General features: G+C 56.0%; 22 protein-coding genes, 1 tRNA gene and 2 pseudogenes. 12 read left to right on the top strand and 13 right to left on the bottom strand.

Features of this window, described 5'->3' with window-relative positions:
* Positions 1-73: 73 nt before the first annotated feature.
* Together QRX40_RS03965 and QRX40_RS03960 are read left to right on the top strand one after the other, a co-directional pair.
* A complete protein-coding gene (locus QRX40_RS03965) occupies positions 74-1,456 on the top strand; it encodes a sensor histidine kinase (protein WP_313836452.1) in 1,383 nt (460 codons plus the stop codon).
* Complete coding sequence (locus QRX40_RS03960) at positions 1,453-2,082, top strand: response regulator transcription factor (RefSeq protein ID WP_313836450.1); 630 nt, start codon at positions 1,453-1,455, stop codon at positions 2,080-2,082. The genes QRX40_RS03965 and QRX40_RS03960 overlap by 4 nt, the downstream gene beginning before the upstream one ends.
* Positions 2,083-2,268: 186 nt before the next feature.
* Here the strand turns inward: QRX40_RS03960 and QRX40_RS03955 are convergent, their stop codons facing one another.
* The gene (locus QRX40_RS03955) at positions 2,269-2,796 is read right to left on the bottom strand and encodes a VOC family protein (protein WP_313836449.1); all 528 of its coding nucleotides are present in this window, start codon (positions 2,794-2,796) and stop codon (positions 2,269-2,271) included.
* Positions 2,797-2,880: 84 nt separating this feature from the next.
* Positions 2,881-3,684, bottom strand: a complete 804-nt coding sequence (locus QRX40_RS03950) for a TipAS antibiotic-recognition domain-containing protein (protein WP_313836447.1) — start codon at positions 3,682-3,684, stop codon at positions 2,881-2,883.
* A 390-nt stretch (positions 3,685-4,074) separates the two neighbouring features.
* Here QRX40_RS03950 and QRX40_RS03945 point away from each other — a divergent pair, with 390 nt between their 5' ends.
* The 5 genes from QRX40_RS03945 (at position 4,075) to QRX40_RS03925 (ending at position 8,715) form a co-directional block, all read left to right on the top strand.
* Positions 4,075-5,010, top strand: a complete 936-nt coding sequence (locus tag QRX40_RS03945; RefSeq protein ID WP_313836445.1) for an ABC transporter ATP-binding protein — start codon at positions 4,075-4,077, stop codon at positions 5,008-5,010.
* A complete protein-coding gene (locus QRX40_RS03940) occupies positions 5,007-5,858 on the top strand; it encodes an ABC transporter permease (protein ID WP_313836443.1) in 852 nt (283 codons plus the stop codon). The genes QRX40_RS03945 and QRX40_RS03940 overlap by 4 nt, the downstream gene beginning before the upstream one ends.
* A complete protein-coding gene (locus QRX40_RS03935) occupies positions 5,855-6,655 on the top strand; it encodes an ABC transporter permease (RefSeq protein ID WP_313836442.1) in 801 nt (266 codons plus the stop codon). Before QRX40_RS03940 ends, QRX40_RS03935 begins: the two co-directional genes overlap by 4 nt.
* A 108-nt stretch (positions 6,656-6,763) precedes the next feature.
* A complete protein-coding gene (locus QRX40_RS03930) occupies positions 6,764-8,044 on the top strand; it encodes a histidine kinase (protein WP_313836441.1) in 1,281 nt (426 codons plus the stop codon).
* Positions 8,041-8,715, top strand: coding sequence for a response regulator transcription factor (locus QRX40_RS03925; RefSeq protein ID WP_313836440.1), 675 nt, complete (start codon positions 8,041-8,043; stop codon positions 8,713-8,715). The genes QRX40_RS03930 and QRX40_RS03925 overlap by 4 nt, the downstream gene beginning before the upstream one ends.
* A gap of 386 nt (positions 8,716-9,101) precedes the next feature.
* Here QRX40_RS03925 and QRX40_RS03920 read toward each other — a convergent pair whose 3' ends face one another.
* The 10 genes from QRX40_RS03920 to QRX40_RS03875 form a co-directional block, all read right to left on the bottom strand.
* Complete coding sequence (locus QRX40_RS03920; RefSeq protein WP_313836439.1) at positions 9,102-9,800, bottom strand: alpha/beta fold hydrolase; 699 nt, start codon at positions 9,798-9,800, stop codon at positions 9,102-9,104.
* 612 nt (positions 9,801-10,412) lie between these two features.
* Complete coding sequence (locus tag QRX40_RS03915) at positions 10,413-10,793, bottom strand: hypothetical protein (RefSeq protein ID WP_313836438.1); 381 nt, start codon at positions 10,791-10,793, stop codon at positions 10,413-10,415.
* A 163-nt stretch (positions 10,794-10,956) separates the two neighbouring features.
* Entirely contained in the window at positions 10,957-11,823 is an 867-nt protein-coding gene (locus tag QRX40_RS03910; RefSeq protein WP_313836437.1) for a hypothetical protein, read from the bottom strand.
* Positions 11,824-11,836: 13 nt separating this feature from the next.
* Positions 11,837-12,499 (bottom strand): glycosyltransferase family 39 protein, encoded by a 663-nt coding sequence (locus QRX40_RS03905; RefSeq protein WP_313836436.1) that lies wholly within the window; start codon positions 12,497-12,499, stop codon positions 11,837-11,839.
* 82 nt (positions 12,500-12,581) lie between these two features.
* Positions 12,582-13,475, bottom strand: coding sequence for a dolichyl-phosphate beta-glucosyltransferase (locus tag QRX40_RS03900; protein ID WP_396184337.1), 894 nt, complete (start codon positions 13,473-13,475; stop codon positions 12,582-12,584).
* Positions 13,476-13,903: 428 nt separating this feature from the next.
* The gene (locus tag QRX40_RS03895; RefSeq protein ID WP_313836433.1) at positions 13,904-14,887 is read right to left on the bottom strand and encodes an Abi family protein; all 984 of its coding nucleotides are present in this window, start codon (positions 14,885-14,887) and stop codon (positions 13,904-13,906) included.
* A gap of 943 nt (positions 14,888-15,830) precedes the next feature.
* The gene (locus QRX40_RS03890) at positions 15,831-16,775 is read right to left on the bottom strand and encodes an alpha/beta fold hydrolase (RefSeq protein ID WP_045924389.1); all 945 of its coding nucleotides are present in this window, start codon (positions 16,773-16,775) and stop codon (positions 15,831-15,833) included.
* A 103-nt stretch (positions 16,776-16,878) separates the two neighbouring features.
* Positions 16,879-17,097 carry an alpha/beta fold hydrolase gene (locus tag QRX40_RS03885; protein ID WP_045924388.1) on the bottom strand — a complete coding sequence of 73 codons (219 nt, stop codon included), beginning with the start codon at positions 17,095-17,097 and terminating at the stop codon, positions 16,879-16,881.
* A 475-nt stretch (positions 17,098-17,572) separates the two neighbouring features.
* The gene (locus QRX40_RS03880) at positions 17,573-18,556 is read right to left on the bottom strand and encodes an Abi family protein (protein ID WP_313836431.1); all 984 of its coding nucleotides are present in this window, start codon (positions 18,554-18,556) and stop codon (positions 17,573-17,575) included.
* 136 nt (positions 18,557-18,692) lie between these two features.
* On the bottom strand, positions 18,693-19,157 hold the full coding sequence (locus tag QRX40_RS03875; RefSeq protein ID WP_045924386.1) for a helix-turn-helix domain-containing protein: 465 nt from the start codon (positions 19,155-19,157) through the stop codon (positions 18,693-18,695).
* 631 nt (positions 19,158-19,788) lie between these two features.
* Here QRX40_RS03875 and QRX40_RS03870 point away from each other — a divergent pair.
* Entirely contained in the window at positions 19,789-20,013 is a 225-nt protein-coding gene (locus QRX40_RS03870) for a helix-turn-helix domain-containing protein (protein ID WP_045924380.1), read from the top strand.
* 104 nt (positions 20,014-20,117) lie between these two features.
* On the opposite strand, the gene QRX40_RS03865 is transcribed toward QRX40_RS03870, so the two are convergent.
* Positions 20,118-20,191, bottom strand: a tRNA-Pro gene (locus tag QRX40_RS03865).
* Positions 20,192-20,370: 179 nt separating this feature from the next.
* Here QRX40_RS03865 and QRX40_RS03860 point away from each other — a divergent pair.
* The 4 genes and pseudogenes from QRX40_RS03860 (at position 20,371) to QRX40_RS03850 (ending at position 24,246) form a co-directional block, all read left to right on the top strand.
* On the top strand, positions 20,371-21,801 hold the full coding sequence (locus QRX40_RS03860; protein ID WP_313836430.1) for a UTP--glucose-1-phosphate uridylyltransferase: 1,431 nt from the start codon (positions 20,371-20,373) through the stop codon (positions 21,799-21,801).
* A gap of 144 nt (positions 21,802-21,945) precedes the next feature.
* Positions 21,946-22,729 (top strand): annotated as a pseudogene (locus QRX40_RS08760) (WYL domain-containing protein); the annotation flags it as partial.
* A 74-nt stretch (positions 22,730-22,803) separates the two neighbouring features.
* A pseudogene (locus QRX40_RS08755) lies at positions 22,804-23,901 on the top strand (helix-turn-helix transcriptional regulator); the annotation flags it as partial.
* Between the two features lie 21 nt (positions 23,902-23,922).
* Complete coding sequence (locus tag QRX40_RS03850; protein WP_101432313.1) at positions 23,923-24,246, top strand: hypothetical protein; 324 nt, start codon at positions 23,923-23,925, stop codon at positions 24,244-24,246.
* Positions 24,247-24,250 lie beyond the last annotated feature (4 nt).

The raw sequence follows: 24,250 nt of genomic DNA, 5'->3' as shown, positions 1-24,250 counted from the left end.
CAGGAAAACCCGACGATTTCTATAGGCATTTTGGCAGTAGGGTGAATAAGTGTGCAAGTCATGGGAGACATGAGTGAAAATCACTGAGGGAATTAATCGAGAAAACCAACATCAAGACCAGCTTTCAATGAATCTAAATGGTGATTGCGGCGACGGTCAACTTGACGCGACCGCAAGAACCGATGCCCAGCGTCAACGTCTTCATAACACCTGGAACTGGTATTTCATTGTGGAAGCAGGCTGCGTAGTAGGAGCCAATTGCTTCTTCTCGACTGCATCCATGACCTATAAACTTGTTTCAAGCTTTCTCATCCTATTGCCCTGCCTGTTTTTCATGATCGTGGTTCTGCCTAGGGTATATGACAAGTCTGAAAGGTTTGATCGGAAAACGGCAGATCAGCCGGTAAGCAAAACAGGAGCATATGGTTGGATTTTCGCTCTGCTGACGCTGGTCTGCCTGCCCATGGGCGCTTGGTTGGATGGTACCGCCATTCTGGCTCAGCTGTTTATCGTGCCACAACTCTTCATCGCTTTTGCCTACCTTCCTGCTCTGGGGTTGGTAGGAGTCCTGAATATAGCCTATTTGGCCATGGCTTTGGCTGGAAAAAGGTTCTTGAGTACAGATCTATCCGGCAATCTTATGCTCATGATTCTCGTAGTGGTATTCTCCGCAATGATTGGAAAGTCCTTTAATGTCCTGGCTGTGACCAACGGACATAATCAAATGCTGCTGGACAAAATGGAGTCTCAACAAGAGACGATTCGCAGGCTCAGCAGAGCCGAAGGAGCGTCCATCGAGCGTGAACGTGTGGCCAACGAAATGCATGACACGATCGCCCAGTCTTTGACTTCCATTCTGGCCTTGGCCAGGGTAGCTCATGAAGAACTGATCGACGACATACCTGCAGCTCAGAAGCATTTGGAAATGATCGCCAGCACGTCGAAGAGTTCTTTGGATGACACCAGAAGAATGATTGCGGATTCGGCACCGGCTGATCTGGATGGCAGGGACCTGAAGACGGCCCTGGAACGGACAGTGCATGCCACCGCAGCAAAGACAGATTTTCAATCACAGTGTCGGATTCAACGAACCTTGCCGCCCTTGCCTAAGCAGACCGAGGTCAACCTGCTGCGTATAGTTCAGGAATCCCTGACTAATATTTCCAAGCATGGCAATGCCAAGCATGTACAGGTGAGCTTGCTTTTGAAAAGGCCGGAACTCCTGGAACTTCAGATCAAGGATGATGGTTGTGGTTTTGATATTCAGAACTTGGATTTCCAGGAGATGGAAAAGGCTGGTCATGGCTATGGTCTGCGAGATATGGCCAAACGAGCTCAAGACGCGGGTGGGCGCTGTACGGTAACCTCCGTTCCCGGGCAAGGCACCTCCATAACTGTAAATATTCCTGTCGAAAGACCAAGTAACACTACTCGACCAGATAAGGAGGAAAGATGATCCGACTTGTCATGGCCGACGACCACCCCATGGTTCGGGAGGGCATACGCAGCATGCTGAAACGCCATGCAGACCTTGAAGTGGTTGCCGAAGCATGTAATGGCGCCCAGGCCATAGAGGCTGTAGCGAAAACACGTCCGGATTTGTTGCTACTCGATCTGCGGATGCCTGATATGAACGGTCCTGAAGTCACCCGGAAAGTGCTGGCTTCTTATCCCAAAACCAAGGTATTGATCCTTACCACTTACGATTCCGACCACGATATTCTGCCGGCCATAGAAGCCGGAGCCAATGGCTATCTGCTGAAAGACGTAGAACCTCATGTCTTGGCCCAAGCTATCCGTGACACTGTTGCAGGGTCGACTGTCCTGAATCCGACCGCCGCGGAAGCAGTCAGCAAGGCGCTGCGCCCAGCGACCAGACCAGCACTGTCCGAACAAGAGACACGTGTGCTGCGCGAGGCCGCCAAAGGCATGACCAATCGGCAAATCGCAGAACACTTATACATCAGCGAGGCAACAGTGAAAACATATTTCAGCCGGATCTTCGCCAAGCTGGAGGTCAGCGATCGCACGGCTGCTGTAGCAGAGGCCATCGAAACTCTAGGCCTAAGACCCAATCAGTAAACCAGAACGACTAGCGTTAATAACCAATAGTCACTTAACCGATAACCTCTTTTGGATCTGGGGCAAGAACCAACGTTATAGAAGAACCAACGTTATAGTTATTTCCATTTTCCCTCCGCCGCTCGAGACATTTAATCGTTGCTCTTAGAATCAAATCATGACGGGGGAGGAGGGCTTGATCTTTGCTCATCGACCGTGCGAATTCAGATAAACTTCGGTCTGCTTTTTATCGACAGCCAAGGCAGCCGTGAGGGTAAGGGCCAGGCCTTCCGGAGTGTGAATCCTGGCTTCGAGTGAGTTCCACGGCTTACGTAATGGAGCTGAAGTGGAGCCAGGACGAAGGCGCTCGCATGCATCCACAATCTTGCTGATCTGCTTTTCCGTGACTGCTACGCTCAGGCTTCCTATGGACTCCATATCCGTATCAGGGTCGCCAGTATTGGAACCACTCTTACGAATCAGCACATCCTGAAAGGCCCAGCGCCTCAAGTGAATCATCATGCCCGGCATGGTGTATAAATTGATGAAGCCCAATCCCTGCGTCCAGAAAACCTCTGATTCATCTAGATCGTCGCTATACAGGCACATGAACATGGGCATGAGATAGATGCCTCTATAAGGCTCCGGCGGCTCCGTATCCTTCCCTGGCTCCGGCACGGGACTTATGCCTGCACCTGTATAAGCAGTAGCTTTGGGCTGGTCATGGTTGTCCATGGCTACCTCGTTCCTTAGTTGAAGGGTTTTCAATTGGGTGGTCAAACAGAAAGCGTGATACGTAGGTGGAAGACACTGACTGCATCACTCCCATTTGGCTGTTGCCGGATCTATCCCGATTGCACGAGCCGCAGCTTCGATTGCAGCAAGCATCCATGGCGCCAATCCAGGTTCCAGTCGTTCATAGTGGGATCTGAAATGTGGGTCAGCCACATACATGCGTCCAAGAATGACGTGCATGGAAGGCGTTACGTGGAACCATGACAGAGCCAGCCGATGCTCGTCAATCAGTTCTAGAACCTTATCTGAGGACGGTGGCAGACCTTTTCGCTTGGCTTGTGCAAGCTCATTTTCTACATTTTTGAGCCGGACCGTGTCCTTTTTCTGCTCTTGCTCGGAGCACATGGCTTTTCGCTCCGCATATTCAAGCCACTGCCTGCTAGTACCCCAGCGTTCGTATGCTTCCGAAAAGTACTGGTCCTCCTGATCGATCTTCGTAGCGGCTGAATCATTACCTGACTTGCCCTCAGCAAGGGCTATGAGCCGGTCCAAACGATCCGCAGCTTTTCCGAGAAGTTGGATTTTCTCCTCAATTCGCGAACGCTGGCCCTGCAACTCATCCAAGGCCAGCGGTGCTTTGCACTTGAGCAATGCCTTGATTTGTCGGGCATTGAATCCCATCTCCCTGTAAGTCACAATTCGCTCCAGCCGTGCGACGTCATCCTGCAGATAATGCCGGTAATTCGACTGGCCACGAATGGGAGAGATCAGTCCTTCCTCTTCCCAATGGCGCAACATTCTCCGGCTGACCCCCGTAAGCTCAGACATCTGACCGATGCTCAAGCCGCTCTTGCTGCCTTCGCCACTGAATTCGCTCTCACGTGTCATGCCTTGACCCTAAACCCTGCCATCATGTCAAGGTCAAATCAATTGTTTCCTGGGGGATGGATGAGGCAGTGCATGCACACACCGGCCTTTAGCGTCCCAATACCCAATAACAGGTTCTTGAGGAGGTCGCTTTGCGTACTGCTTGTTTGCGAAGTATTCCCCCTCCGATTATGAAAACGACTAAATCCGGCGAGACTCCTTTCCCATGGATGCAAATTAGCCTCGTCAGCAGCGACGTGTCCACTGCAGGGGACAGTTTCTTTTCCCGCGTTGAAGGATTGCAACCGACGAACTTGCATAGGAATCAGTTGAATTCCGATTGGAAGGGGAGGCACAATGACATATACGGACGGAAACAACGACCCGCAACTGGCTGTGGCCACACAGAGGTTGGTCAAGGCCTATGGCGGATTCAAAGCCGTGAATGGGCTGAATCTGCGGGTGCCGGCTGGCGGGGTCTACGGGTTGCTGGGACCAAACGGAGCCGGAAAATCGACCACCATGAAGCTCCTTCTGGGATTGACAAAACCGACTGCCGGAAGCATGTGGCTGCTGGGACAGCAGGTCGGAAAGAAGACCACGATCCAGCCGGGCCGTGTAGGCTCCATGATTGAAGGACCCAGCTTCTATCCAGGCCTGTCGGGACTGGATAACTGCCGCATGGTAGCCGATTATCTGGGTCTGCCAGTTTCAACTGCCTCAGAAGTGCTAACCAAAGTTGGATTGCGGGGATACGAGAAAAGGAAAGCGGGCGCCTACTCTCTAGGGATGAAGCAGCGGCTGGGCATCGCCATGGCGCTGATCTCGCAGCCGGAGCTCCTGCTCCTGGATGAGCCCACCAATGGCTTGGATGCAGAGGCTGTGGTCGAAGTGCGACAGATGATCATGGACTTGGCCGCCTCGGAGGGGGTCACTGTCATCATCAGCAGCCATATCCTGTCCGAAATCGAAAAGATGGCTCCGGTAGTTGGCATCATTGCCGACGGTCATCTGCTCTACCAGGGGACATTGGAAAATCTGCGCGAAGAGGGTCATATCGATCTACAGGTGTCCGATCCTGGGCTCGCGTCAGAGATGCTCGAAACTCAAGGCATTCAACACGAATATATCAGGAAGAGCGCAACCCTGCGCATTCCCGAGATACCAGATCCGCAAATCGGGTCGCTGGTAACTCGACTGGTATCGCATGGTCTGCAGGTATACCGTGTCGCTTCCGAACGCAAGAGCTTGGAAGAGGCCTTCCTCGAACTAGTGGAAAACCCGCAGAGTCATGCAGCGCAGTGCCCTATGCAGCCGTCCGGTCATAAACAGAGGAGCATACGATGAGCTCTGTCGAATCAATCTCCATACGGTCCGAAGAATTTCGATCGGGAAAACCGCCACGCTCATCCCATCCAGGAGGGCTGCTTGTTCTGCTTTCGATGGAGCTTCGCAAGTTGAAAGGCTCCTCATTTTGGTGGATAGCCTTGGGCATGATTGCCCTGGTTTCGGCATGGTCGGGCTTGGCCTTCATGGAACGAGCCGAGTCTGCGAACCCCGCCACTCGTACCGTAGCCCTTGCCCAAGGTGAGATATTCCAAACTGTCGGTCTGCTGGCACCCATCCTTGCAGCGCTGCTGACCAGCCGGCTTGCCGTCATGGAGAGCGACGAGCGCATGGATCTCAAATGGCGCTCTCTAGGACAGGATGCGACTGAGAGGTTTCTTGCCAAGCTCGTAGTTACGGGGTGTGTGATTACGCTATGCTTCGTGATTCCTCTGACGTGGGTACCGCTGGCAGCTTCAGCACAAGGGTTCCATCTCGATGGCAGTCTGGCCGAATACATACTCCTTCCGGCACTGATTGCCTGCTTCTCATCCATGGCTGTCACGGCCATACAACTCGCCCTCTCCCTGACTATCGAAAGGCAGGCCATAGGCCTGGGTCTGGGTGTGATAGCCGGTCTGATCGGGACTGGACTGGGCCCGATGAATATGCCGGCTCTGGGCTGGTTCTTCCCGGCCGGAATCAGTTCCGCCGCCAGCCCCTTCCTGTCTTCTGCCAGTCCTGATGGCTTTGCCAGTATGACCTTGGTTACCAATCCATGGACGAAGGTCCTGACCAGCCTTCTGGCATACATTATCTGGTCGGGAATATCAGCACTCATCGTCAAGGTCAAGGAGTCAGGCCGATGAACAGGCAATACCCTGCAAACGCTATGACTATCACCCCGATGCATCGCCACAAGCCATCGATCGCCGCCGCCTTCAAATGGGAGATTCGCAAGGCCGGCAATCTCTGGTACTGGCTGGCCACCATGCTCTTCGACGCCGTCGGAATCTTCAACGGTTGGGACCAGTATCAGAGCTACAAACCGGACTTCCAGGCTCAAGGGGTGACCTGGGCTGCGGTCTGGGGGCAGGCGATCCTTCTGCCAAGCATGGTCTTCATGCCAGTCCTGGTCGCGGCCTTTGCAGCCCAGGTTGAAGCCAACGAGCACAAGGGACGAAACTGGCAGCGTCTTAATGCCTCAGGCATGGTCGGGACTGCCCTAGCCGGGAAGGTGATGCATGGACTGCTGGCCTCCCTCCTTACCGTCGCCATCTTTGAATCCGAATTCATACTCGTGGGTGTTCTTGTAGGAGGCTTCGACCCAGCGGAACTCGGTCCCTATCTCTTGCGTGGCGTACCAATGACGTTGGCAGTGTGGGCCATTATGACTCTGACCCAGGCCATAGCCGCCAGAGCCGAATCCTTTGCCTCGACTATGAGCATCATGTTTCTGCTCACCCTTGCAGGCTGTGCGCTGTCGGTTGCCGCACCGGCCTTGGCGCTGCCTTATCCTCTGGCCCTGATCACCACTGCATCCGCGGCCCGTGACATGGGCAATATCGCATCCACGACCTCTATGGCAAGCTCGTGCATGGTGGCAATCCTCTGGGTGCTGATCAGCCTCCTTATATTCCGGCACCAGGCTCGCAGAGCCATCTGATCTTAAGTGCAGAGTCAATAAAGAGAGGATAACGCACTTGCCAGGTCGCACAGCACAGTGTCTGACAGCATAATGGAATACCGGCAGTTATCAGGAAGAGGCTCACCGATGAGAGCAGGCAAGAAAACTCAAGGCTGGATTCAGTTGTGGACCCGGCCATATACGGCTTTCGTGGCAGTCTTTTTCTGCGCCTTCTACGAGACAGGGATGCTGACCAGGCTGATCCTTGCCCCAAGCAGCGCCAACCAGACCCTCTACCATGTCATGAAATCTGCCAGCTGGGGCTTGCCCCTGTTTGTGGTCATTATTTTTCTCGCACTTGTCACCCTATGCCTGCGCCGCCTATATCCTATGGCGACCCTGCTGGTGGTCAGTGGCCTGCTTGCCCTGACTGCCGCAATCTATGGCTCGGGATGCACCTACCTGATCATTCCCTGGCTCGTCAGCCTCTACGCCTGCGCGGTAGAAGCCAAGAGCGTGACATCATTGACAGCTGGGCTGGGTAGTTCCGCCATTCTGGGCCTGCTCAGCATTGCATTCTCTGCCAATTGGCATCGTGATGTCCACTTCACCGACCTTCTGTATCCGACTGGATTGACTTTCGCCCTCTGCCTGACAGTCGCCTTCCTCTCACGCTCTGCAAGGCAGTCACGCCTGTCAGAACAGGCATTGGAGGAGGAGCGCTCACATGCTCTAACTCTGGCCCATGAGCGGGACCAGGCCATGCATCAGTCCAGGGTTGCCGCCCAACTGCATGACAGCGTGGGTCACGACTTGACCGCCATCATCGCCTTATCCGAGGGACTGGATCATGCCAGCGGAAAACCGGAAATTGATGAGGCTATCTCGATGATTAACGACCTGGCACGGCAGGGACTGGATGACACCCGAACGGCTGTTAAAGCCCTGCAATCAGAAACAGATCCAAAAAACGACCCACAGCCGGCCACAGGGGAGAGGCATGGCTGGGATGACATCAAACCCATCCTCGACCACGCCCGGCATGTCGGCATCAACACTGCCTTGACGGAGACAGGCCGTCGGCCACAGGATTCCGAACAGGCCGACCTTGCCTTCACTGTCACCAGGGAGGCGATCACCAACGCCCTCCGCCACGGACAGGAGGTTAATCGTATTGTGGTCTCCTGGGATCACAACAGCCATGGCGGCATAAACATTACCATTCGTGATGATGGCCAACTTTTGAACAATGATGCTGACGATAGCGGCGACAACGGAACAGGCCTTGCCAGGTTAAGAGGCGAAGTGCGAGCTCATGGTGGCAGCTTCAATTCGGGTCCTGGTCCTGACGGTTGGACCTTGCAGGCCCGCATACCCTCGCTAGCTGCTACGGCAGATGACAACACGGGCAAGGAGGAAAGTGCATGATCCGTGTCATGATCGTCGACGACCAGCGCCCGACCCGCATGGGACTGGCACTCATGGTCGCCAAGGACCCAACCTTGCATGTGGTAGCACAGGCGGTCAACGGCCAAGAAGCTTTGGATAAACTGGCCACATCCGCCGACAATCAGCAATCTCTGCCCGATGTGATTCTGATGGATGTGCGCATGCCTGTCATGGACGGGCTGGATGCCACCAACCGTATCAAAAAGCTCCATCCTGAAATAAGCATTCTCATTCTGACCACCTACGACGAGGACGACTATGCCTTCACAGCTTTAGGGGCAGGCGCATCTGGATTCCTGCTCAAGGATGTCAAGACAGCCGATCTGAACAGAGCCATCCATGCGGTGCATGCAGGCGATGCCATTCTCACGCCGCGCATCACGGCCGAAGTGATCAGGAGAGGAGTCCCAAAGACAAGAGCCAGTGATGAGTCTAAGGCTCGCGAAAAATTCGCCCAGCTGGGTAAGCGCGAACTTGAGGTCGCTTCGCTGGTTAGCCAAGGCCTGACGAATGCGGAGATTGCTGAGCATCTCCGGCTGCAGCCTGATTCGGTCAAAAAGACCGTCAGCCGCATACTGGCAAAACTCAAGGTCAGGGACCGAATCAACATCGCCGTCCTTTGGTATCAGGCCAACTTGTCAAACCACTAAGTAGCGCCGAATGCGGTCTCGCTCATTCGTCGAAGGAAGAGGCTGTATCCGGCTGTATTTTTTGGGTCCTAATCCATATATTGTCGATAGAAATCCACCATGTGGTTCATCAACAGCACATCCAGCTCAAAGCCCTTCGACTTGTCGAAGTGTTTGGCCGAATATGCGTTATAGCTTTCGTTGGACGGCTTTTGACCCATTCGTCTCATGTGTTCCTTGTATTCATGGTCGAATTGCTTTCGGTATCGCACCGATTCCTGGGAATAGTAGACATAGGCGTGCCCGCGATCCTGGTATTCACGGAACCGGAATCGTGGGTTGGACTGAAATTCCTCATGGAAGAGGTCATAACTATATCTGACTGGTACCACCTGATCGTCCCGGCTCTAAGTGATGAAAATTCCCGCCTTGGATTTCTTCAAGCCATCCAAGGCGGTATAGTCCGCAAACTTCCCGAACTTTACATGCTCATACAAGCCCAGGCAGGGCAGAATGAGCGAGACGGCAGGGCCAGCGATTTTTCTGCCGGGCTGACGCATCATATCGATCGAACGATTGAATCCAGAAACCATGACTGCGGCCTTGACCTCTGGGTGAAGGTTGAGAACAGCGCCGACGGCGTAGCCTCCCCAGCTCTGTCCGAACAGGAAAACAGGAAGACCTTTATATGATTGCTCGCCCTCCACGAAACGAAGAGCTTGGTCAAGATCCTCGACCCCTTGAGGAAGGCCCCTGACGGACTTGCCAGCGCTTTCATCGTTGCCGGTGGCGTCATAGGCGAAGACCAGGAAGCCCCGGGAGGTGAAATAGTTGGCAACATCCATGTAGGTGTTCTGTCCACCGCCGCCGAAACCATGAGCAATTACCACTAGGCCCTTGGCCTTGTCCCTATGCTGGTTCGAATTCTCTCTCGAATACTGATATCCAGCCAGTTTCTTACCTTCCTTGGACCGAAAGACGCAGCGCTTCATGCGCAAGCCAGGGAAGTCGGCGAGCGCATATCGCATCCACCCGGGAGTGTTATACCGTTTTCCGAAGGTGTCCTCATAGACCAAAATGGAAGCCCCCGGCAGAATAATTGCCATGACAAGAACAAGTACTATTGCCAGAGCCAGGAGGACCCGCCTCCATTTGCGTTTGGGCTTTGTCCTGCCTGGATTTTCTGACATTTAACTCCCTGATCGGCACCCCATTGTCTGCTTGTATAGCTATAAACTTTACAGCTATGAAGCCAGGCCGACTAATTGGTATGCAATGCCGTAATCGGCTGTTTGTAAGTATTTGTCCTCCTATTCATATAGCAGAGGTAGTCAGAATCTTATTAGCCGATGATTGTTTGAGAATGGTTCCATTTGTATGGATTATCTACCACCGTGCAATGCAAACCAATGCAACGCAGACCAGCGTAATGAAATCAATAACGCTATTGAGTTTGACCTGAAGTGCCTTGGTCTGCAATAACTAGTCTTGCTCTAATCGGACACAAATACCATCCTGTATTGATCAATAAGAAATGAGCGGGCTGGGATAGTTCCAATCCACTCACTGCTTAGCTCTTAACTGCTTTGCACTTTTTCAACGCGCAAACGAGGAAACTACTCGCAACCGACAGATTAGAAGTCAGTAGCTCGTCTCGTCTTTATCCTGTAACCGCAAACGGAGGGAGTAGCTTTTGGATAGTTCGGCCCTCTTTGCGCTCAACTGGCCTGCTGCTTGGTCAGATCATACACAGTGACGCCGTCAACCGTGGTTGCGGTATAGTGCTTGGCCACCCACTGTGAGATTTGCGTGGCAGTGTCGGAACCTCCCATCTGATGGCCACCCATCTCACCAGCTATGTAGTAATGAATCTGCTTATCCTTCACGTACTGCTTGAACTGTTCCAAGCTGAGGTAGGGGTCGGAACCATTGAACCCGTCAATGGCCATGACCGGCTTTTGAGAAGCCAGCTGATAGCCCGCCGCCTGCTGGGATCCTGTCGTGGCAGCAGCCCAGCGATAGGAATCGGATGCCTTTTCCAGCTTGGCGACGATCTTGGAACTGGACCGGCCTCCACCAAGCAGATTCCCTCCTTTCATCCTTCTGCCTCCTGATCCACCCTGGAATCCAGATTTGCTTCTGCGCTGTGAGTGCATGGAGGGCACACCCGAAGTGCTGGATTCCTCATGTGAACCCGAGGAATCCTGGCCCATGGGACCTGGTCCTTGACAACCCATGCTGGGAGGCTGTTGACTATCCGAACTACCACCGGGCAATCTGGCCCTGCTTGCTCGGCTGTCCCAGCTGATCCGTCGGGTCTTGACCCATTTGATATGAGCCCATGGGACCGCCGTCACCACCAGGTATGCCTTGCTGCATATTGCCAGGTGCCATGCCGCCTGCCTGACCACCACCATGCCGGCCACCGCCAGGAGCACCCCCGGGCATACCACCGGAGCCGCCACCTATGCTCCTTGAAGTCAGGCCGGGTCCGGCCAGGACGATTGATCCCATGTGTCCTTGGGATACGGTGTACAGCGTCCATGCAGCCGGGCCAGCCATAAGCCCTATGACTGAGACAATGAGGGCTACAAGAGCGAGTTGTCGTATTCGTAAGAGTCCAGCCAGGGCAAAACCGAGGGCGCCCATGAGACCGATTATGAGAATGGCCCACTTGAGCCAGGGAAGCCACTGGGAGCGACCAGCCAGGCTGAAATCCCAGAAGGCCGTGAAAACGATAAGAATCGGCGTGACAATCCTGGCCCAGAGCTTGTCCCGGGCGATCCACAGACTGAATGCCCCGATAGCCACCAGAGCAGCCAGGGCAGGAGCCAGAGCCACGGTATAGTACTGGTGGAAAATGCCGGCCATAAAGCTGAAAACGAGCCAGGTGACGGTCAGCCAACCTCCGAAAGCAATGACGCAGGCCCTGCGCACATCAGTGCGAACAGCTCTGCCGATAACCAGCAAGCTGATGACAATGCCTGCGAAAGCCAAAGGAGCCAACCAGGAAATCTGCGTGCCGAACTCGCTGCTAAATAGACGATTGAGGCCAGTATGGCCCCATTTGCCGCCACCATGACCGCCGCCAGCCGGCATGCCGCCTCCCTTATGGTCGTGGCCAGACATGACCGATCCTTCTTCACTGCCGGTCAGGCGTCCAAAACCGTTGTAGCCAAACGTGAGCTAAAGGAAGGAGTTGCGCTGGGAGCCTCCCATATAAGGTCTGTCGCTGGCTGGCACGATGACCGTCAGCAGCATCCACCAGCCGGCGGCGACGATCATGGAACCAATGGCAGCCAGTGAATCCAGGATGCGACGAACCATGCCTGTTGGTGAGGCTAGAAGAAAAGCCAGGGCAAAGCCAGGCAGGTACGAGCAGCACCTGCAGTTGCTTGGTAAGGAAGCCGAATCCGATCAGAGCACCGGCCAGGACCATCCACCATGTGCGCTTTCGATTGCCAGAAGGATGGTTGGCATACTCCAGAGACCTGAGGAGCGCGTGAGTGGCGCCGGTCATCAATAACACCAGCAAGGCATCGGGGTTGTTGAAGCGAAACATGAGCGCGGCTACCGGAGTGAGCATGAAAATGAAACCGGTGACGATGCCCGCCCAGTTGCCCCAGTAACGACGCACGGTGGCATAGAGCAGATAGGTGGTCGCCACCCCCATCAGCGCTTCCGGCAGGAGGATGGCAGAGGAATTCAGACCAAAGATACGCGCGGGAAGCGTGCTCATCAGCGACTGCATCTGCGTTTGTTGATCGTGGCGGATTGAAAGTCCGCGAATGCTGGGAGAAGCCATAGCTGCTGTGAGAAGCCAAAGAAGCGTTCATGATAAGTGAAGTTTGCTCTTTCTGTATGAGATTTCGTTTGCTGTCAGCCGCTCAACAAGCGGCAGCTTCTTTGCCTGGATTCTGCATACGTGAATGCGAATCCTTTTCTTTTGCGGGTAAGAGGGATCCGCGCAACTCATGCTGGCGGATCTGATCCCAGACGGCAGGGGAGTCCAGGTCGACGCGAAGCTGCTCGACCGCTCGGGCCTCCATACCCTCCCTGACCCGGTGCATGCCCTCCAGATCCTTCTTTACCGTGTCGGGAATGTCGACCGTCGAGCTGGCATCCTCCACCCAGCGAACAGGAAGCTCCAGCATGGTCATCCCAGCCTGCTGGGCTCGCACAAGCAGCTCCGTATCGAAGAACCACTCGTCATCCTTCACCTGAGGCAGCAGGACATGTGCAGCCTGGGAAGTGATGGCCTTGAAATCGCACTGGGCATCATGAAAGGAGACAGCCAGATATGAGCGGAGCATGAGGTTGTAGGTGCGCGAAATGAATTCACGTTTGGGGGAGCGAGTGACCTGAGACTGCGGCATAAGACGCGAGCCAAAGGCGATGTTGGCCCCGCCCTGGAGCAGGGGAAGAATGAGGCTGCCCGTAGAGCCGATGTCAGTGGATAGGTCCACGTCCATATATGCGACGACTGCCGCCATGGATCTAAGCCAGGCCTGTTTCAGGGCGTACCCGCGGCCCTTTCTGACGAGGCGCAAGGCACGAACCTGGTTGGGGCACCAGTCGCACAAGGACTTGGCTATCTGCCAACTGGAATCTGTGCTGGCATTGTCCGCAACCACGACGTTCCAGCTAAAGGGTGTCAGATCTCTGGCGTTACGATCCAGAAAGCTGCATAAGGTGGATACGGAGTCAGCCAGCTGAACCTCCTCGTTATATATGGGAATGACAATATCGGCGTCGACCGGTTTTGGACTGCCGTAGTAGATAGGCGAATCAACCTCACCCTCTGGGATTTGCCTGTTGCCAGAAGAGCGCCTGTCAGGCACATAGGACTGCCCACTAATGTTTCTTTGGAGAATGTTCGCTGTGTTCATGACTCATAGTAAACAGCAGCTTCTTGGGCTATTTCTCAAACTTATCTTTATAAACTGATTGGACTCCTTAAAAAGAATCATGAGGATTTCTCAGTGTTCGCTGATACAGCTGCACCAAATAGCCGCAGTCAATGCCGCAGTGTTCTCGGCCACTACGCAACTGTAGATAGCTTGCCGCTCAAAAAGTGCCACGGACAGAGTTACCACTTAGTACTGTTTCAGCGCTTAACAACGGCACCTATTTGAGGATATTAGTACGAATATGACATACATATTGAGAAATCAAAACCGTGCATTTTAAATAGAGAAGATAGAAGACTCTATTGCCATATGGGCAGCTTCTGCCAGTCGTCCGGGAAGCCCATTGGTTTGAGTGGAATGCCTGGATAGCGGTTCATCAGGTCTATGAAGTTTGTACGCCAATGAGTGACGCCCAGTTGCTTCAAGAGGAAGTGTTCCATGGTCAGGAATCCTGCAGGACCTTTCGACTCCGGTCGGCGGAAGGGCTCCCATTCATTACCCCACCAGTCGGCATTTGCGGGATACAGCTTGGGTTTGATGGGTGTCATCTTCGGGTCTATGCAGTTCCAGAAGCGGTCATGGTGGGCGGTCTTGTTGCGGGCGACACGGATATTCTCGAGCCAACCGCGCAACAATTTCTCATTGCCGACACCAGGCTTGTTAGACATGATTCCCAGTTGCGAGGCCAACCTGCGTTTGATGGCAGGGTCAGCACCCTTGTAGAAGATCTTCTTGAAATCACCGTAGGACAGGCAATCCACTAGCATCCAAATGGGCGGCAGCGGGTCGCAGTAGGTGCTCTTGAAATGCTTAAGCTGTGGCAGCGAAGATCTCTTATAGTCCTTGGCTATGCCGGCAATCGCACTCTTATGCTCTTCGGTGCTGAGTCCAGGCAGACCGGCAGGCTCAAGGTAACCGAACGGACCCGTTGCTTTGGCAAGTTCAGCAGCCATATAGCTTTTGAGAAAGACCTCGATGCTGACGATGCCATCGAAGACGATGTTACGTAGTTCCTGGTCGAATACGTACCGTTCCCAAATGGGATCCCAAGCAGTCTTCAGAAGAAAGGGCAACTTTCGTTTACTGCTACCCGCCATAGGAGTAAGGAAAGGATACCAGTAGCCCTTGAGGCGATAATAGCCTACCAACTCCAAACGATCCGCAAGGTCCTGCACGCTGATGCCTGTCAACCCGTTATCCAGAAGCAGTTGGGCCAGGTCTGCAGAGTCGCGGTAAGGATGGCTGGGGTATGGGGGCAACTTGGTTGCAGTTGTGAATCCCATGTGCCCTCCGGGTAAAAAAATACCGCCATAGTATGCGTTCCACCCCGAAAGGCAGTAGAGGCAGTGGCGGCTTCTAACAGCACTAACTTTACATCGTGCTGGCGCCGAACGCAAAACTTCAAGACTCGATTGCCGCTCAGAGCTAAGGCTGAGCGTACACGGCACTCAACGAGATGACATCTCGGGCCAGACCCAGGGCGGTGGATTTGATTATGACCCTCTACCAGACTCCCGCAGTTGTCCTGGGTACGCTCCTTTGTGGTTCTGCACAGAACGGGAGGATACCAGTGACCTCAACCTTGGCCGTCCGCCAGGCCGAAGCCAGCCGCAAACGTCAACTGGTCCAGGTTGACTACCACGACCTACGTAATTGGACGGAAGAGGATGGCGCAGAGGACTTCCGCCAGTATCAGCGCAGGAATGCATCCGCAGAGACCATCAACATCAAGGGAAGGCGCGGCCGAGTTGCCGGGGACTCTGAGAAAGAAGCTGATGACGGCTTACGCTCAGCTCAACGCCGACCCAGAAGATCTTCTGACCGATCACGAACTCACAGTTGGCGAATGAAGGGAAACGTGAAGAACGAGCGAGGCGCCGAAGATATGCAAATAGATATCAAAGGCCTGGAAATACAAATAATTCCAAGGCCTAAGACCTTGGAATCGTTGCTCTTTGGTCGGGCCGGCGGGATTTGAACCCGCGACCCCTTGTAAGATAAGCCGCTGTTCTGGTACATGCGAGCTGCCTTTAACTGCTGCTAACTATCCAAGGAATACTGCCAATTCTAGCAGATTCCAAGTATGAACTGATGCAAGCTGATACGGGTACTTATGGGTAGCGATGTGCCCGAAATGTGCCCGATTGGATTAGCCAGAAGGAAGTGTCTGATGACATTGGCACAGAAATCGTCTGACTGCATAAAATGAGATTGCTTGGAACTGATTCAGGGATGAGATGTAAGTGTGTGCCGGATAACCTTGCTGGATCGGTCAGGTTTTCCGCTTATAAAATCCCTGATGGCCTCGGACATTTTTTCAGGCACATAGTCGTGGAGATAATGAGGGGCATCGAAATACCGTATCTGTGAGTTACCTTGCTGCGCTTTGAAGGATTCTTGGATGGATCGCCACTCATCCTTGCTGAAGCCAGTGCCTTTCCCGTTGGAAACCAGTTGCAGCATCTTGATCTGTGGCAATCCAGCTTCCGCAACCTTGCGGGCGTTGGCGTTGACCGTGTTGATCTCTCGCTGGATGTCTGGATCCATGAAGTTCTTGAAGAAGAGGGTCCGGTAGACCGCCTTATCTTCAGCAGACAAATTTCCTGCTTTGATGGCGGGTGACTGGTCCGCGGTCAGTCTGGGCAGGAGACGAGGAAGTCCTGTCCGGCAAAGGGCGCCCAACAGTGCTGTGGCTGCGGCGGGAGGCACCAGGTTGCGCGTCTCATAAGCCTGTGGCGTGGCCATATCCAATCCGATGATGGCCTCCACCTCGGCAGGGTACTTCTTGGTCCAGTAAAGTGCTTCAAGCCCAGACATTGAGTGGGGGAGGAGCACATAGGGCCCAGTCACTCCGGCCCCGTGCAGCGCCGCCCTGGTCTCATCCAACATCGTGTCGATATCTCTGGGGTCCCGAGACCAGTCACTAAACCCGTACCCGGACTTCTCCACCACAATCAGACAGTATGAGTTTTGCAGTCTAGTAATGAGAGCCTTGAAATCATACAGAGGGGAAGGGGTTCCACACCCTGAAAGCAGCACCAGTTTCGGGACGCTACCATGTGTGTCCCCGAACACCGCGACACTCAGTAGTTTATGTCCCACTCTCACCAGCTGACGGTATTGTGCTTCGCCCTTATCTTCCAGGGGATTCCTCGTAATTACTTGGAGCATATAGACGAGTCTACAGTAGCTGACAGCTTGTGGCAGAGCAGCAGTAAAAGCATATTGAGGAAGTGCTTTCTCGGCAAAAAAAGGATTCCGGTTCTGCGATCAGTTATTGACTTAAGTCTTGCAGCACACATCCCAGGAAGCGGTCGGGTTCCTCCCATTGGGGGAAGTGGCCGGAGCGATCGAACCAGTGCCAGCTTTTGGGGCTGTCGATTGTCTCGTACCAGTCGCGGGCGACGGCGGAGGAGACGTGGTGGTCCTGTCTGCCCTCACAGAAGGTGACCGGCACCTCGAAGTGGTGGGTGTCGGTGAAGTCCGTGTCCATCAGCTCCTGGTGAAGTGGTCGCACATCGCAGGGTTGGTGGGTTGCTTGGCAGGGGAGAGCTTTGACAAGCCGGACATGAGAACGAGCAGAGGAGCTGGATGACTGGTTGAGGTTCTGATGGAATCCTCTTTGAGATTACTATCGGTGAATCTTGCATTATTGAGACATGGCCAGCGATAACACTATGGAACCGTGCGCTGCCCAAATGGTGGTGGCCTGCGATCTAGTGGTTCGGGTATGTCCTACTTTCTGTGAAAAGCCATCTGACTTAGGTGGGCAGCAAAGCTTGTATCGGGGCCGCCGCCCCGAAACCCCGCCGAGCTGGATCAGCTCGACCATACTGCTGCCGCACTGGTTCCGGTCGCCACGCGACCGGAACCAGCTTGCCCCTCAATACGAGCCTGGAATAAGGCTATACGCCAAAACTGCCTGCCTATTCTAGTCGCAGTATTATTGGGTGAAAAGGGTGCAGGCTTCACTGCCAGATGGGCAGTGACTGCCAGTTGTCCGGGAAGCCCATGTGTTTCAGGGGGATGCCGGGGTAACGGTTCATCAGTCCCACGAAGTTGTTGCGCCAGTAGGTGATGCCTAGCTGGTTCAGCAGGTAGTGCTCCATGGTCAGGAATCCAGCCGGGCCTTTTGACTCCGGCCGGCGGAAGGGCTCCCATTGGTTGCCCCACCAAGTAGCGTCGTTGGGGTACAGCTTGGGCTTGATGGGTGTCATCTTGGGGTCGATGCAGTTCCAGAAGCGGTCGTGATGGGCGGTCTTGTTGCGGGCGATTCGAATGTTTTCCAGCCAGTCGCGCAGCAGTTTCTCGTTGCTGACGCCGGGCTTGTTGGACATGATGCCAAGCTGCAGTGCCAACTGCCGTTTGATTGAAGGATCGGCGCCCTTGTAGAAGATCTTCTTGAAATCACCGTAGGAAAGGTAGTCCACCAGCATCCAGATGGGCGGCAGCGGATCGGAATACGTGGCTCTGAAATGTCGTAGCTGAGGCAGCGACGACCGCTGGTAGTCGCTGGTGATATTGGCGATCGCGTTCCTGTGTTCCTCGGGGCTGAGCCCGGGCAGGCCATCCGGCGCGGTATAGCCGAACGGCCCAGTTGCCTTGGCCAGCTCTGATGCCATGTAGCTTTTGAGATGGACCTCGATGCCGACGATGCCGTCGAAGACGATGGTGCGCAATTCCTGGTCGAACACGTAGCGTTCCCAGATGGAATCCCAGGACGTGCGGGACAGGAAGGGCAGTTTGCGTTTTCTGGCACCTGCCACAGGGGTGAGGAACGGATACCAGTAACCCTTGAGGCGGTAGTAGCCGACCAGGTCTATTCGCCCGGCAAGGTCCTGGACGCTGATACCCGTCAGCCCGTTGTCCACAAGGAGCTGGGCCAGGTCCATGGAACTGCGGTACGGGTGGCTGGGGTATGGGGGCAGCTTGGCTACGGTTGTGGATGCCATGCGCCCTCCAGGTAAAAAAGTACCGCCATAGTATGCATTCCACCCCGAAAGGCAGTAGAGGCAGTGGCGGCTTCTAACATGATTGAGTCTACATCATGCCGGCGCCGAGCGCAAACCCTAATGCTTTGCTTATGGCTTAGGGCCGTGGCTGAGCGTAGACGACGCTGAACGGGGTGGCGTCCTTTGCCAGGCGCAGGGCCGTGGTCCTGGTGATGGCGTTCTCGACCTTCCAGTAGTTGCCGATCACCGGGATCTCGTTGGACTGGCCGATCGGTGAGTTGTCCCAGTCCTCGCGCGTGCGCCAGTAGACCAGCAGGACCGGCTCGGGCTCCTTGCCGGCGTCACGGGCTCGTTGGGCGGCTTTATATGCATGGCCGGCCAGGTCGGCGCTCTTGTGTTCGATGAAGTCCAAGACGTCCTCCAGGAAGTGCCAGGCGGCTTGCTTGGGCATTGCGAAGGCCTTGGGGTCCTCCCATTTTCTGACGGTGATCGGGCTGACGCCAAGGGCGTCAGCCACATCGACCTGATTCAGGCCGACCAGGTCACGAAGGGCCTGGAAGTCGGCCTTGGACCGCGTGCTCGCGGCGAAGATTCGAGTCATCGGTCAGCACCTTACGTATCGCTAAGAGATATCAAAATATCTCATAAGGATATCACGGAAGAGGATCATGGATCTGCGGCGGCGCAAGGGAGACGGAGCTCACGATCCTTCGGATCGCTCGCGCTGATTCCTGTCGTTCACCGCCCCAGGGCGGTTCACTGGACCAGACTCGTTCTACCTGGCCTGGGTGCGGATTGGCCGGACCCATCATGCCATGCGCCACGCCTCCCGGTGCTCTCGGTCGTCCTTCGGCCGCCCGGCGTCACGACCGGGCCATGTGCGCGGCAAGCGTCGCAGATGCCCCGATCGCGCCGTCGCACCGCTCGCCGTGTCGCCTGGCCTGACGTGCCCGTCCAATCCGAGAGCTCACGAAAGGCGAGACACCATGACGGACACCACGACGACCCCGGCCACCTGCCACCTGTGCGGCAGCAAGCAGGCTCCGACCCAATGCCATGAATGCGGCAAGGGCTGCTGCCCGGACTGCACGAGGCGCTGGGGGGCCTTCAACCATCTGTCGTTTATCCATGCTTTTGCCATATCAACCTCTATGCGTCAGATAACAATTTGTTCCATTTAGCGATATCCAGCACCAGCTAACGGCGGTGCGCGCTGACGCATAGGAACAGGTATGAGCCAAATACAGCAAACAATGAACGATAACCCGGCTATGACACCGACCAGGCTGCTGACCCCTGCGGAAGCGGCCGAGATCCTGGTGATACCGGTGAGCACCCTGAACGCCTGGAGGGCGCAGAAAATCGAGCTTCCGTACGTGCATATAGGTCGTCTGGTTAGATACCGGCCCGAGGATGTGGCGGCACTTATCCGTCGCAATACGGTGCGGCCGGAATGAGCCGGAATGTGCCCGAAGGCAAGGGCGATGTGCCCGAAATGTGCCCGATTCGGGGCATACAAAAAATTCCAAGGCCCGGAAGCCTTGGAATCATTGCTATCTCGTCGGGCCGGCGGGATTTGAACCCGCGACCCCTTGACCCCCAGTCAAGTGCGCTACCAAACTGCGCTACGGCCCGACGGTGCATCAGCACCGAGTAGAGATAGTAGCACAGCGTCACAGGACCGACAATGGTCCGGCGAGTCCTAGCAAACAAGTCCAGACAGACCGGGTCACATGATCGACTTGCTATCATGATTCTGGACGGTCGGCGCAACCCGCGTCGGCCGCAAGTCGTCCCAGCCCGGAAGGGGTTCAATGAGCACAGACGTTTTCGACCTTTCGGCCGCAAAGATGCGCGACAAGGGCATGAGCGAAGTCTCCATCAACCAGTTCAGGCACCTCTACGAAACCTGGGAACGGGGAGATGCCAAAGCCTGCGTGCGTGAAAAGGACATCACCCCGCTCAAGGACGTGCCCCGCACCAAGGACATCCATGACTCCATGGATATGGATATGGCCCTGGACGCATTCTCCCGCACCGCCTTCATCAAGCTCAACGGTGGGCTGGGCACCTCCATGGGCCTGGAAAAGGCCAAGTCCCTGCTGCCCATCCGCCGCCACAAGGCCCGTCGGATGCGCTTTCTGGACATCATCATGGGCCAAGTGCTGACGGCCCGCAAACGCCTAGGGGTACCCCTGCCGCTGATCTTCATGAACTCCTTCCGCACCTCACGAGACACCATGCGCGTGGTCAAGCAGGACCGCCGCTTCGTTCAGAATGATGTGCCCATGGAGATCATTCAGCACATCGAACCCAAAATCGACGCCGACACCGGTCGTCCGGTCGACTTCCCAGCCAAGCCTGAGCTTGAATGGTGCCCTCCCGGCCACGGTGACATCTTTTCGACCATCTGGGAGACGGGCTTGCTGGACACGCTCAAGGAGCAGGGGATCGACTACCTGTTCATCTCCAACTCCGATAACCTGGGTGCCAGGCCTTCAAGGACCCTGGCCGGTTATTTCGCGCAGTCCGGAGCGCCCTTCATGATCGAGGTGGCCGAGCGGACCGAGGCTGACCGCAAGGGCGGCCACATCGTCATCGACAAGGCCACCGGACGCCTCATCCTGCGGGAGATGTCCCAGGTGGATCCGCACGACCGCAGCTCGGCCATGTCCATCCGCAAGCATCCCTACTTCAACACCAACAGCATCTGGGTCCGGGTCGATGCCCTGCGCGACAAGCTGGCCGAATACGACGGGGTGCTGCCCCTGCCCATCATCGAGAACCGGAAGACCGTGGACCCCACTGACCCTTCCACCAGACCCGTGGTGCAACTGGAGACCGCCATGGGCTCCGCCGCCACGCTCTTTGAGGGAGCCATCTGTGTGCAGGTGGACCGCATGCGCTTCCTGCCCGTCAAGACCACCGACGACCTGTTCATCATGCGCTCCGACCGCTTCCATCTGACCGACTCCTATGAGATGGAGGATGGCAACTACGATTTCCCCAACGTCCAGCTGGATGAGCGCTACTACAAGTACATCGCCGACTTCGACGAGCGCTTCCCCTATGGGGTCCCCAACCTGGCGGCAGCCAACTCGGTCACCATCGAGGGGGACTGGACCTTCGGCAGGGATGTGACCTTGTATGCGGATGCCCATTTGAGCGACCAGGGGCGTTCCTCATACGTGCCCAATGGCCAGTATGTGGGACCCCAGGGTATCGAACCGGACGAGTGGGTCTAAAGCAAGGCGCAAGAGGGTTCAGCCTGTCAAGAAAAGGGACCGTATTTGAGTGTTTGGCTCCCACGTTCCTAAAAATGAATCTATGATAGACAGATGTGCGTTAGGCGCACTGATAGTCAAAATTTTAACGATACGCGAGGACTGATGGCAGAAGGCACGAACGGAAGACGGCGTTTCTCGGATAAGTGGGGCAAACACGAACTCGATGTCCTGGCCGTCTTATCGTCCGCTTTCCCTCAATGGTTGACTTCTCGGCAGATAGCGCAGCGGGTCAAGGCCTATGCCGACTCCTACGGCGAGCTGGCCGATCAGGCCGCCAAGGCCGCCTTCGCCAAACAGTTCCAGCGTGACCGAGCCAAGCTGGCAGCCATGGGAATCGCCATCGAATCCCGTCAGCCCGAGTACTCCTCCAAGTCCGAGGGGCAGGATTTCGCCTCCTACCGCCTGCAACTGGGGGACGAGCCCCGCATCCGTATGCACTTCAACCAGGAGGACATGCCGGTGCTGGCCGCAGCCAACTACCTGGCCCGATCCATCGCCATGTCCCAGGAGGCATGCGAAGAGCCGGTCCGCCCGGCCTCGCGCACCACTCCTCGGGTGCCGCAGGTGCCCATCCCTGGTCTGGGTCTGGATTCCATAGCTCCTGGACTGGGAACCCAGCGCATTCCCGACAATCTGGTCAAGGTCATCGACTCCCGCCGCTTCGCCGCCACCGTAGACGTGGACGGAGAGAATCTGAACGTGGCCTATGCCGATTCGGACGATCTGGCCATGTTCGTCCTGGAACACCCCGATGCCTCCATCGTCAGCCCGCAGGAGGCCGCAGACGCCTTCCGGCGGCGTCTGGATGCTGCCGCCCGCTTCAAGCTGGCCGACGAGTCGCAGAGCCCTGGCGCAGCAACCGTCATTTCCCCGGAGATCGCTCGCACCAGCGTCGAGCACTTCGCCACCGACCTCAGTGACGACGATACCGACCTCAGGCACGCCCGCCGAGCCAGCGCATCCTCCTTCCAGACCGGATCCGAGGTGGATCGCCGCTTGCGGCTCATGCTTTTCCTGTCCGCGCACCTGGGCGAGGAATTCTCCCTGGCCGAGCTGGCCGAGCGCTTCATCGGCCATCCCAACAGCAAGGAAGAGCTGCGCAAGTACGTCAACACCATCCACAAGGACATCAACACCCTGACCACGGTCTCGGACGACGGGGAGATGGCCGGCAGCCAGTTCTTTGACATCGACTGGTCCCTGCTGGATGACAGCGGCATCGTCTCGGCCACCAACTCGCTGGGACTGGAACGGCTGGCCGGCATTTCGCCCCAGTATCTGAGCATGCTGACCGCCTCACTCAACTACCTGGCCCATTCACCCCTGCTGCCCGAGCAGTCCCGCACCCAGGCCGAGTCGCTCTACCAGCGCCTGCGCACGCATGTAGGGCCGGGCGAGACACCATGGTTATCACTCACTGGGTATGAGACCGAGCCCAAGAGCTTCTCGGTGGTTCGCCGGGCCATCAAGACCGAGTCCTTGCTGGACATGGAGTACACGGATGCTGCCGGCCGGACCCGCCGCAAGGTGGTGGCACCTGCCAAGATCTTCGTGGACGAGGGCGTCTACTATGTCGCCGCCTGGACCGATATCGGCGACGCAGCAGAAGGCACTGAAGCTGCGGACGCTCCCTCGGATTCCAGCCGCCACCTCAAGCAGGGCACCGGACGCAACAGGCAGTGGCAGGTTCTGCGAATCGCCAGAATCGAGCATGCGACCATCGTCAAGCCCAGCCATAAGGTGGAGTTCCCGGATGTGCCGGTCAGCGAGCTACGCAAATGGTCCTTCGACAACGGCACGGCTGCCGTCTTCATCACCGACCGTCCTGACCTGCCCTACATCAAGTCCCTGCCGGGCGCCTCGGTGGAGCCCTGCGGATCAGGACAGAAGGTCCATCTGACCGTCTCCTCGGACTCCTGGTTCGTGGCCTTCTGCATCGCCCACGCCAAGCACATCACCGCAGTGGCGCCCAAGACCCTACGCACTATGATTCTGGCCCGCGCCCAGCGCGAGATCACCATCAGCGACGCTCACGACAAGGAGCAGGACCGGCGCTAGTCCCGGTCGGAGAGGAGTTCCATGCCTGGATGGATCTGGATCCTTCTGGTGATCTTCATGCTGGCCATGCTGATCGGCGGAGCCGTCTACGCCATCCGACATGCCATGGCAGCCAGCCGCTCCATAGGGCGGGTCTCAGAGGATCTGAACCGCCACATGCCCCAACCCCCGGCGGCAGGGCAGTCCCAGGCAACGGATAGGACTGAGGGACCGGCCTTCGCCCTGCCCCTGTCGCAGTCAACCGAGCGATACAGCCAGGCCCATGCCCTGGTGCTGGAGCGCAAGGAGCAGCGCAGGAGGAACCACGGCCTTATCTGGCGGCGGTGGAAGCATTTCAATAGGTAGTTCT

Source organism: Bifidobacterium sp. H6bp9 (assembly GCF_032193695.1).
GTDB classification, from domain to species: domain Bacteria; phylum Actinomycetota; class Actinomycetes; order Actinomycetales; family Bifidobacteriaceae; genus Bombiscardovia; species Bombiscardovia kimbladii.
The sequence above is the reverse complement of the archived record's forward strand: the minus strand, read 5'-3'. Positions and strand labels throughout refer to the sequence as shown.